General features: G+C 69.9%; 5 protein-coding genes. 4 read left to right on the plus strand and 1 reads right to left on the minus strand.

Going from position 1 to position 10,233, the window contains the following annotated elements:
* Positions 1-1,572 (plus strand): protein kinase (locus tag VF468_15165; protein HEX5879633.1); only part of this gene is annotated, 1,572 nt, incomplete at its 5' end.
* 56 nt (positions 1,573-1,628) lie between these two features.
* Here the strand turns inward: VF468_15165 and VF468_15170 are convergent.
* Positions 1,629-4,502 (minus strand): PA14 domain-containing protein, encoded by a 2,874-nt coding sequence (locus tag VF468_15170; GenBank protein ID HEX5879634.1) that lies wholly within the window; start codon positions 4,500-4,502, stop codon positions 1,629-1,631.
* Positions 4,503-5,560: 1,058 nt separating this feature from the next.
* On the opposite strand from VF468_15170, the gene VF468_15175 reads away from it, so the two are divergent.
* From VF468_15175 to VF468_15185, 3 genes are all read left to right on the plus strand, one after another.
* Positions 5,561-7,405: a glycosyltransferase gene (locus VF468_15175; GenBank protein HEX5879635.1), complete on the plus strand. Its 1,845-nt coding sequence runs from the start codon at positions 5,561-5,563 to the stop codon at positions 7,403-7,405.
* Positions 7,402-9,015: a glycosyltransferase family 39 protein gene (locus VF468_15180; GenBank protein HEX5879636.1), complete on the plus strand. Its 1,614-nt coding sequence runs from the start codon at positions 7,402-7,404 to the stop codon at positions 9,013-9,015. The genes VF468_15175 and VF468_15180 overlap by 4 nt, the downstream gene beginning before the upstream one ends.
* 65 nt (positions 9,016-9,080) lie before the next feature.
* A complete protein-coding gene (locus VF468_15185) occupies positions 9,081-10,082 on the plus strand; it encodes a glycoside hydrolase family 6 protein (protein ID HEX5879637.1) in 1,002 nt (333 codons plus the stop codon).
* Positions 10,083-10,233 lie beyond the last annotated feature (151 nt).

The raw sequence follows: 10,233 nt of genomic DNA on the forward strand, positions 1-10,233 counted from the left end.
GAGCTCGTCCAGGCCCCTACCCTGGCGGATCTGGTGCGGGCCGAGGGGCCGCTACCACTGAGGCGAGTGGCCACGATCGGCGCTGAGGTGGCGAGTGTGCTGGAGGTCGCTCACCGCGCCGGGATTGTCCACCGCGACGTCAAGCCGGCCAATGTGATGGTGCGGAAAGACGGTGGTGTGCGGCTGGCCGGCTTTGGCGTCACCCCACTCCAGGGTGCCCGACAGCTCACTGCGGCCGCCCTGGCCCTCGGCTCGCCCTCCTATTTGGCGCCGGAGCAGGCGCGAGGGAGGCCAAGCGACCCTGCGGCCGACGTGTGGGCGCTTGGCGCGACCATGTTCTTCGCCGTCGAGGGAGCGCCGCCGTTCGACAAGGGCACCTTGGTCCGGACGCTGGCCGCGGTGGTGGACGAGGATCCACGGCCGATGCTGCGGGCCGGTCCGTTGGAGGCGCTGCTCACGGCGCTGCTGGCCAAGAACCCAGAGGACCGGCTCTCCGCCTCCAAGGTCCGGATCTGGCTGCGCTGGCTGGTCAAGGTGGCCCATGCGCCTCCACCCTCTGAGTTCCTTTCGACGCAAACAACTGGCGGTGCCATCCCACGCTCACCTACTCGGTCACCTTCTCGCCCACAGCCGGCCAAGACGCCGGTGGCGGCCATGGCGACGGCCGGGAGGAGCCCGCTGGAGGCGCCAGCGTCGGACCCGGCCACGGCGCCGACGGTGGAGCCTTCAACCGGGACGGCTGCCGCCCAGCCGCGAACGGGTCCGGTCCTACCGCCGGCCCCGCCGGTCCGCCGCCCGATCCGGGGATGGGCGGCTGGCGTGCTTGCCCTCCTGGTCATGGGTGGCCTGCTGCTGGCCTGGCTGCCTGGTGCCTTGCGGCCGGACCCGGTGGGCGAGAACCGGGTGGCACCGCCGGCGACCAGCACCAGCGCCCGGGTGGAGTCCGACGAGGACCGAGCGGCCTCGGCCAGGGGCACCTCTGGTGGCGGCACCGGGACGACCCGGTCGGCCCCGTCCACCAGCAGAGAGCCCGCCACCACCCGGGCGGCCCCGTCAACTGGCAAGGACCCTGCCACCAGCCAAGCGGCCACACCCTCCACGAGGGTCGTTTCCCCAGGCGGGCTGCCGGCCGGGTGGCGGGTGTTCACCAACCGGGCCGGCAACAACCGCGTCGGCGTCCCGCCCGGGTTCCGGGCACGGACCCGCCAGCGCTACAACGCCGCGGTCCTGGAGGAACAAGGCGGCGCCAGGCGGGTGTTCACCGTCCGCTCTCAGAACCCCTCGGCCCCCCTGCCCCAGGCCTCGCGGGACTATCGCACCTGGGCCCGGCGAAACCTCGCCGGCTTCCGCGAGGTCCGCTACGAGGAGGACCAGATCTACGCCGGCCACCGGCCTGCGGTCGTGTTCGAGTACCTGGCAGTTAGGGACGGCCGCCGGGTCCATGTCAGCCACATCAACGTCAAGGGCCGGAGGTGGGGCTACAACGTCGAGTACATCGTCCCGGCCGACCAGTGGGACGCCTCCCAGCCTCTAGCCCGCCAGTTCGAGCAAGCCTTCCAGCCGCTCGGCTAGTCCCGCCTCTCTCTCACGGTGGCAGCATGGTGCCTGGATTCCTTACGTTCGAGGACCTATGGCGCGATCGTCACCTTGGCGACGGCGTCGCCGCCGTTCTCGTAGTACTCGACCTTCACCTCATGGTTGCCGGCAGTCACGGTCCGGGAGGCGGTGTAGGTGGTTGCCGACTGGTCCCTCCACTGGTCGATGACCAGCGCGCCATCCAGATACACCCGTATCCCGTCATCGGCGGTGGCCGTGAAGGTGTAGCTCCCGGTGGTGGCAAACGAGCGGGTCGCGACCCAGCGGACCGAGAAGTTGTCCGGACCGACCCCGGCGCCTGACGGACTACCGCCGCCCCAGTCGTAGTTGACCGCGGTCTCGCACCGCTCGGTGACCGGGGTGCCGGTGAGCGTCTGGTTGGTGAAGTAGCTCGCCTTGTACTGCCCGATCGGGCACGAGGCGGCGGCGTCGGCGGTCACGCTGAACCTGGCCACGGCGTCGCCGCCGTTCTCGTAGTACTCCACCTTCAGCTCGTGGCTGCCGGCGGTTATCGCGCGGGAGGTGGTGTAGGTGGTTGCCGATTGGTCCTTCCATTGGTCGATGATCAGCGTGCCGTCCAGGTAGACCCGGACGCCGTCGTCGGCGGTGGCGCTGAAGGTGTGGGTGCCGGCGGTGAAGGTCTGGGTCTTCACCCAGCGGACCGAGAAGTTGTCGGCGCCGACCCCGACCCCGGTCGGACCACCCAGGCCCCAGTTGTAGTCGACCGCGGCCTCGCAGCGCTCACCCGCCGCTGTGCCCGACAGCGTCTGGTTGGCGAAGTAGCTGGCCTTCCACTGCCCGGACGTGCAGCCGGCCGGTGCCGGCTGGTAGGTGGCGGTGTAGGTGGTCGGGGTGGCGGGGGCGATCACGTCGTGTTGGGCGGCGCCGCCGTCGGACCAGGAGACGAACTCATAGCTGGTGCCATTTAGGGCCTGGGTCAGGGGCGCCGCGATAGTGTTGTGGGAGCCGACGATCACCGTGCGGGTGACCGGCGTGGTGGAGGCGCTGCTGCCCACCGTGAGCTGCAGTCCGGTCGGGTTGGAGCGGAAGGTGAGGTCCACCGTCTGGGGGTCGAGGCGCACGCTGGCAGTGTCGGTCAGCCCGCCGCTGTCGGTCGCAGTCAGTTGCAGCTCGATCCAGGCCGGGTACTCGTGGTCGGGGGCCGAGAACGAGCCGCTGGCCACCCCGTTGAAGTCTTGGACGGCGTGGGTGTGGCAGTCGGTTGGGGTGGCGCAGTGGTGCAGGATCAGCGACCAGGACAGCCTGGTCGCCGGCAGCGTGCCGTCCTGCGAGTCGCTGGCATGGCCGGAGAAGCCGATGGTGTCGCCGACCGTCCAGGTGCGTGTTGGTGCCGGCGTGTCGATGACCGCCGTCGGTGGTGAGTTGCCCGCCGTGATCGTCACCGAGGCGGGGTCGCTGACCAGCCCCCGACTGTCAGTGACCTTGAGCTTGGCGGTGTAGCTGCCGGGCGTGGGGTAGGTGTGGGTGGCCGTGGCGGTGGTGGCGTCGCCAAAGGCGCCGTCGCCGTTCAGGTCCCAGGCGTAGGAGGCGATCGTGTCGCCGGCATCGGGGTCGCTGGAGCCCCTGCCGTCGAAGTTGACCGCCAGTGGGACCGGGCCGCTGGTCGGATTGGCGCTGATCCGGGCCACCGGTGCCTGGTTGCCGCCGGTGTAGGTGACACGATGCACGGAGCCGCCAAGGTCGGCCCACCACAGGTTCTTGTCCGGGCCGATCTCCAGCTCGACGATGCCGAAGGCGCCGGTGGCGAACACTTGGGCCTGGGCTGGATCGGGCAGGCCGCCCGACCCCGCTGGGATCACCCCGATGCAGCTGCGGGTGTAGTCGGCGAAGAACAGCCCGTTGTCGTAGCTGGCCGGGTAGTTGCCGGCCGGGTCGGAGAAGGCCACCCCGGCAGCCGCCGACCCCGTGTTGACACAGCCGCTCCCAGCCAGCGGCCCGCCATGCTGCCACCGGTAGTACGGCCTGGTGACCTGGCTCGCGGCCAGATTGCTGCACATGGCCAGGTTGGCGTCACGGTAGCCGGGCTGCTGGCCGTCGCCCTCATAGCACGGCCAGCCGAAGTTCTCGATGGCGCCACCGGGCCGGATCCGGTTGATCTCCTCCCAGGTGCTCCAACCGACATCACCCAGCCAGATCTCGCTGGTCCCGGGTCGAGTGGTCATGCGGAACGGGTTGCGCATCCCGGTGGCGATGATCCGGCCGGCGTTACTGGTCAACGCGGGCGTGCCGCCCGGCAAGCTGGCCAGCGTGCTCGCGGCGATGCGGATCACCGTGCCGTCCAGGGTCACCGGGTCGCCCGAGGTGCGCCGGTCCTGGGAGCGCAAGGCGCCGCCCTCGTCGTCGCCGATGCCGGCGCCACCCATGGGATCGCCGCAGGGATTGCCGGTCTGGCCGTGGTCGACATAGTTGAAGCTGGCCCCGTCGCCGCCGCTCACATACAGGGCGCCGTCGGGGCCGAAGGCCAGGTCGCCCACCGAGTGGCTGGGGAACTGCTGGCACCAGTCCTCGATGAGCACGCGCTCGCTGCCTGGGACCATCCGCTTGCTGGTGGTGTCGGCGGTCAGCCGGGACAGTCGGCCGCTGACCACGCAGCCTTGGTCGGTGGCGCCGGGCGGGTTGGGACAGCCATCCCCCCACCGGGGCGGTGGGGCGCTGGACCCGAGCACGTGATCGTAGGTGTACAGGACATACACATAGGGCCGGGTGGGGAACTGCGGGTCGAGCGCCAAGCCGAGCATGCCCCGGTCCCAGAAGTCGTGCACCGCCGGGGCCAGGCCGGTGCCGAAGGCGGACGGGGTGGTGTCCGAGACGCTGTCGAACACCTTGATCTCGCCGCCCTTCTCGGCGGCAAACACCGCGCCGTCGGGGGCGAACTCAATGTTCACCGGATTGGCCAGCCCGCTCCAGACCGTCTCATCGGTGAAGCCCGGCGGCAGAGTCGCCGCCTCCGCCGACGTGGCAGACAGGCCAAGGATGGCCCCCAGGAGCCCAGCCACGGCGATGGTCGCTCGGATCCGTTGCCTGAGTGCGCTGTGCGCTGATCGCCGCATGGCCCATCCCCTCAAGTATTGACGGCGGGACATCTCCTGGAACGGTGACCAATGAGCAGACGTAGAGGAGGCCAGTCGGTGCTCGCCAGCCGCAACATATCGCTCAGAAGCCTCAGAGGCAACGATCAACGCAGAATACCGCTATCCGGGACCGTTCCTACCTTCCTGACTGGCTGCGGGACTCGTCATGACGTGATCCCGGATTATCCGAGGACCAACCCGGCAGCACGGCAGCCTGCTGGACCCGGCACTCTCGCTCCCGATGCCGCGCAGTCCGCTGCATCTCGCCGTGCTGGGACCGCATTGGTCGCTGCATGGCCGCTCGTTCGTGCCGAGTCTCGGCTGGCACGGGCTTCGAGGTTGACGCTCAGCCCACGACCAGCTTGCGGCGTTGGTCTCTAGCTCCGAGGGCGCGGCTCGCCGTCCGACTTGGTCGCCCTCGTCGGACGGCGAGCCGCCAGCAAGCGATCACCCTCTGTCGCCTGCTATCCGCTATGACCTCTTGGGGAGTCCGTCATGACGTCCGGGACGCGACGGGCCGACAGCGTCCGGCCGATACCGCGCCGGGAGTACCGCCTCGTGTCGATCGCAAAGGTGCCATTAGGGCGCGGCCCGCTGGCAGGCGATCACCCTAGGTCGCCCACTGTCTCCTGTGACCGCTCGGGGACGCGGAGATGACGTTAACCGCCCGGCGCGGCTGGGTAGGCGAGGACCAGACGGCTTCACCCTTCGTGTCTGCCGGTGCGCCGCCGCTCGCGCCGGAGAACTGCTCACGGGCCGTCACCGTGGACTGGATGCGGTGACCGCTGCGCCGGCGGTGTGAGCACGGAGGGTGAACTCTGTTCGGCAAGATCCTTACGAGACTCTGGTGCCGGGAGAAGTGGCTGTTCGCGCTGGTCGGAGGTTCCGTCGCGCTCGCCGGCCACGGGTTGCTGAAGTTGCTGATCGCGTTCGGGTGTGCCGCCGGGGTAGCCAACGCGGTCCAGGCGGTCGCGACCCTGCAGCTCAACTTCCTGGCGAACGGTCGCCTCACCTGGCGGCGGCGTGTCGCCGGCTCCGGAGTCGGCCTCTGGCGCCGGTGGGGCCGGTTCCATCTCGCCCGGGGCGCGAGCCTGCTCGTCTGCGTCGCCCTGTTCCCGATCGTGGCCCCGCGGACTGGCTCGTCGGTCGCCTACTGGAGCCTGCTGGTCGTCGGCGGTGTGGTGAACTTCTGCTCGGACAAGTACTGGTCGTTCTCCGCGCGATCCCGGCTGCGTCCACGCTACGCGGCGGACCGCACGGTCACCTCGCGTCGCGTGCGGCGGCTCATCCTGGGCACGGTGCTGGCCGGGGTGTCGGCTGTGCTCTTCACCGACGCGTTCATCCTCGTGGTCTCGGTCTTCATGATCCTGGTCGCCACGACCACGTTGGCGTTCCAGCTCTACAAGTGGTGGCGGCCGGAGCACAACGACCCCCACCGCTACGGGGAGCCGGATGCACCCCGGCTGCCAGGGGTGATCCTGGTCCCGATGCGCCACGAGGAGGCGGTCGCGGGCCAGACCCTGGAGCGGTTGGCGCAGCTGGACCACCCCGACTACTGGGTGGTGCCGATCATCGATCACCCCGACGACCCGGGCACGGCGGCCATCGCCCACGACAAGGCACGCGAACACCCCGGCAAGGTCCTGGTGTGCCCGTATCCGGAGGAGACCGAGGTCCACAACAAACCGATCGGCCTCAACGCCGCCGTGGAGATGCTGCACGAGCTCCAGATCTCCTTCGCCTGGGTCGGCGTGGCCGACGCCGAGGACCTGTTCCACCCCGACCTGCTCAAGCTGGTCGACTACCGGTTCCGCACCACTGGGGCGGGGATCGTGCAGTGCGGCGTGCAGCTGATGAACTTCGCCTCCGACCCGCACTCCCTACCGCTCCCGGCTGGGCGGCTGGCCCGGGCTCGCCGGTGGTGGCAAGCGCACGCCAGCGCCTGGTGGCGGGTCGCCAACGTGCTGGAGTACTTCAAGTGGTTCCAGTCCCGCCTCAAGCTCCAGGCGGCGGTCAGGGTCATGCCGCTCGGCGGGAACACGGTGTTCTTCCGCCGCGAGTTCCTCGACGCCCTCCACCGGCGACACGGCAGCTACTGGGATGAAGCATGCCTGACTGAGGACTGCAAGATCGGCATCCTCGCCTCCGTCCTGGGCTTCAAGGTCGACGTTGTCTACATCGACGAGCTGGTCACCAGGGAGGAGACCCCGGCCACCCTGGCCGCCTTCATCAGGCAACGGGTGCGATGGATGCAGGGCTTCATCCACGTCTTCGTCGAGGGGGACTGGCTGCGGCTGCCCACCCTCAGCCAGCGGGTGCTGGCCGTCTATGTGCTCGGCTTCCAGTTCTTTCAGGCCATCGCCGGCCTGCTGGCGCCGGTCGCCCTCGCCCTGGCCCTGTTCCACAAGGCGCCGGTCCTGCTCACCTTGCTGGCCACGGTCCCGCTCGCCCTCAGCGGGCTCACCGTCGTGCTCGACGTCGTGCTGCTCGGCCAGTTCGGACAGACCTTCGGCGAGCGGGTGCGGCTGCGCGACTATGCCGGCCTCGTCCTGGGTGCCTATCCATTCCAGGTGGTGCTGTCGGTGGCCGCGATCTGGGCGACGGCCCGGTTCGCGCTCGGCCGGAACGACTGGGTAAAGACCCGTCACCAGGGCGTCCATCTCGGTACGTCGGCGGCCAGTCCACGGCCGCCGACGATGGCCGAAAAGCCATCATGACCTCAGTCGAGCTTCCCGAGCTCACCGACATCCGAGAAGGGCTGTCGCTGCGCCGCCAGGCCCGCATCGTGGCCGGGGAGTGGGTCCGGCGGCACGCCGCCAGCGCGTGCCTGCTGGTCCCGCTGCTGGCCCTGGTCGGTGCCGTCCACGCCATCGGAATGTGGAGCTTCCCCCGATGGGTCGACGACCCCGGGACCTACCTGTCGCAGGCCTGGTCGTTGCAGTACCAGCAGGCCCTCTCGCCCTACTCCTACATCTACGATCATGCGCCGGCGGGCTGGATCCAGCTCTCGCTGTGGTCCATGCTCACCAACGGGTTCAACCGGTACGACTCGGCCATCGGCTTTGGCAACGAGTGCATGCTGCTGGCCAAGCTGGCCAGCTGCGCGCTCCTGTTCGCATTGGCTCGCCGTCTGCAGTTCAGCCGGTGGGGCGCCGCCGGGGCGGTGCTGCTGTTCGGGCTCTGCCCGCTCGAGCTGATGTACAGCCGCTGGACGTTTCTCGACAACCTGGTCACACCCTGGCTGCTGCTGGCGTTCCTGCTGGCCGCCTCACCCCGCAGGAGCATCTCGGCGGCGACCGGCGCCGCGCTGTCGTTCGCCATGGCCGCCCTGACCAAGGAGACCGCCCTGGTCGTGCTCCCGGCGCTGGTCTGGGCAATGATCCAGAACCTGGATCGCCGTAACCGTCCTCAGGTGATCGCGGTGGCCGGGTTCAGCGGGCTGCTGCTGATGGCCATGTACCCGCTGTACGCCCTCTACAAGGGTGAGCTGTTCGAGCGTCCAGGCCAGAACAGCCTGCTCGGCACGGCCAAGTGGCAGCTGGTCGAGCGCGAGTCCAGCGGCTCGCTCCTCGACCCGAGCAGCCCCACCGCGCACATGGTCGGCCAGTGGCTCGGCACCGACCGGTGGCTGCTGCTGGCCGGCCTGGTCGCCATCCCCATCGCCCTCCTGGCCCGTCGGCTCCGGCCAGCGGTCCTTGTCCTGGTCCTCCAGTGGCTGGTCCTGGTTCGCGGCGGCTACGTGCCGTTCATGCATGTCGTGAACCTGATGCCCTGGAGCGCGCTGGTCGCCGTGGGGGCCGTCGAGATCGTCGCCGGCAACCGACGGCTGGCCACCTTCCGACCCCTGGCCGGCGGGCGGAGGTCCGGCCGACCGCTCCCACCCCTGCGGGCCCTGACCACCGGCCTGGCCGCTGTCTGTCTGGCCGCGGTCCTGGTCGGCTCGTGGACCCCAACGCTGCGGCTCATGCTGCAGGTGCGGCAGGAGCCGCCGCTCTGGTCCGCCACCCAGTGGCTGGCGAACAACGTTCCCCGCGACAAGGTCCTGGTCGTCCACGACAGCATCTGGACCGACCTGGTCCACCACTACGGTTTCGACCCTCAGCCCATCATCGTCTACAAGCTCGACACCGACCCGGCGGTCCGCGAGAAGCTGCGCCGCATCGACTACCTGGTCCTCCCGAACTGGTACTACGCGACCCCGGCGGGCGTGGCCAAGTACCCCACGGCCACCGAGGCACGCAAGCACGCGGTGGCGGTGGCGCGGTTCGGCTCGGGCGACGACGGCGTCCAGATCTACCGCGTCAGCCGGTACTGGCAGCCGAGGTAGCCATGCGGACGCCGGATCGCGAAGCGATACGCAGGCCCCTCTGTGCCGCGCTGGCCGTCGCGGTCATGGCGGCGCTCGCCGGCGCCTGCGCCAACACACCGGACACGACCCTGCACCCCGACCCGCCGGCGGTCACCTACGCGCCGCTGCAGCAGCCGTTCCGCGGTGCCCAGCTGTTCGTGGACGACCAGACCGCAGGTGCCCGCTGGCAACGCGAGCACGGAGCCGGCTGGCTGGACCCGATCACCACCCGGCCACAGGCACGCTGGCTGAACGGCCCCCAGGACCTGGCCAGACTCCCGGCACTTGCTGCCCGGGCCCGCCAGCAGCAGGCCCTGCTGGTGCTGGTTACCTACTACCTCCCCAACCGCGGCTGCAGCTCCTCCGGCCAGGGCGCCCCCACGAGCAAGCACTACCGTCGCTGGATCGACCGGCTCATCGACCACCTGGGCTCGACACGCGCCGCTATCGTGGTCGAACCCGACGCCGTCGCCGCCGACTGCTTCGACACCAGGCGCGCGATCCTGCTCAAGCACAGCGTCAAGCGGCTCGCCAACGCCGGCCAGTACGTCTATTTGGACGCCGGGCACGCCCGCTGGCGGAGCACCGGCGAGATGGCCGAGCGCCTGCTGCGCGCCGGCATCCAGTACGCCCTGGGTTTCTCGGTCAACGTCGCCAACCGCCAGACCACCAGACAGAGCTACCGGTGGGGACGGGAGCTCTCGGACCTCCTCGGCCGGCGCGACTTCGTCATCGACACCTCCCGCAACGGCCTCGGCCCTCCCCCGGATGAGCCAGACCGGGACGACGAGTGGTGCAACCCGCGACGCCAGGCACTGGGCCAGGCCCCCACGACCAGGACGGGCATGCCGGGGCTGGCCGCGCTGCTCTGGATCAAGCGCCCCGGCGAATCGGACGGCATCTGCGGGGGCGAGACCACCTATCTCTTCTCCCCGACTCAGGCACGACGCTTGACGGTCAACAGCCCGTTCGTGCCGGCAGAGAGCCGGCAGCTTGCGGCGGCCGCCGACGTTTCGGCAACCACAGACGGAAACGACCGAACCTGATTGGAGTGGTAGCCTGCCGCCCGGCTGGGACCAGCCCGGATGGGTGGCAGGCCACCGACGGGCGGCCCCCCGAAACTGTCCGTGGCTCGGTGACCACCTGGCCGGGCTGGGATGACGTCCTGGGGTCACAGCCGATAGGCGCTATCGTCGG

This window comes from Actinomycetota bacterium (assembly GCA_036280995.1).
In the GTDB taxonomy this organism is placed as follows: Bacteria; Actinomycetota; CALGFH01; order CALGFH01; family CALGFH01; genus CALGFH01.

Coding starts and splice junctions, on each gene's coding strand:
- VF468_15180 (HEX5879636.1), top strand. CDS start 7,402: ATGACCTCAGTCGAGCTTCCCGAGCTCACCGACATCCGAGAAGGGCTG.
- VF468_15185 (HEX5879637.1), top strand. CDS start 9,081: ATGGCGGCGCTCGCCGGCGCCTGCGCCAACACACCGGACACGACCCTG.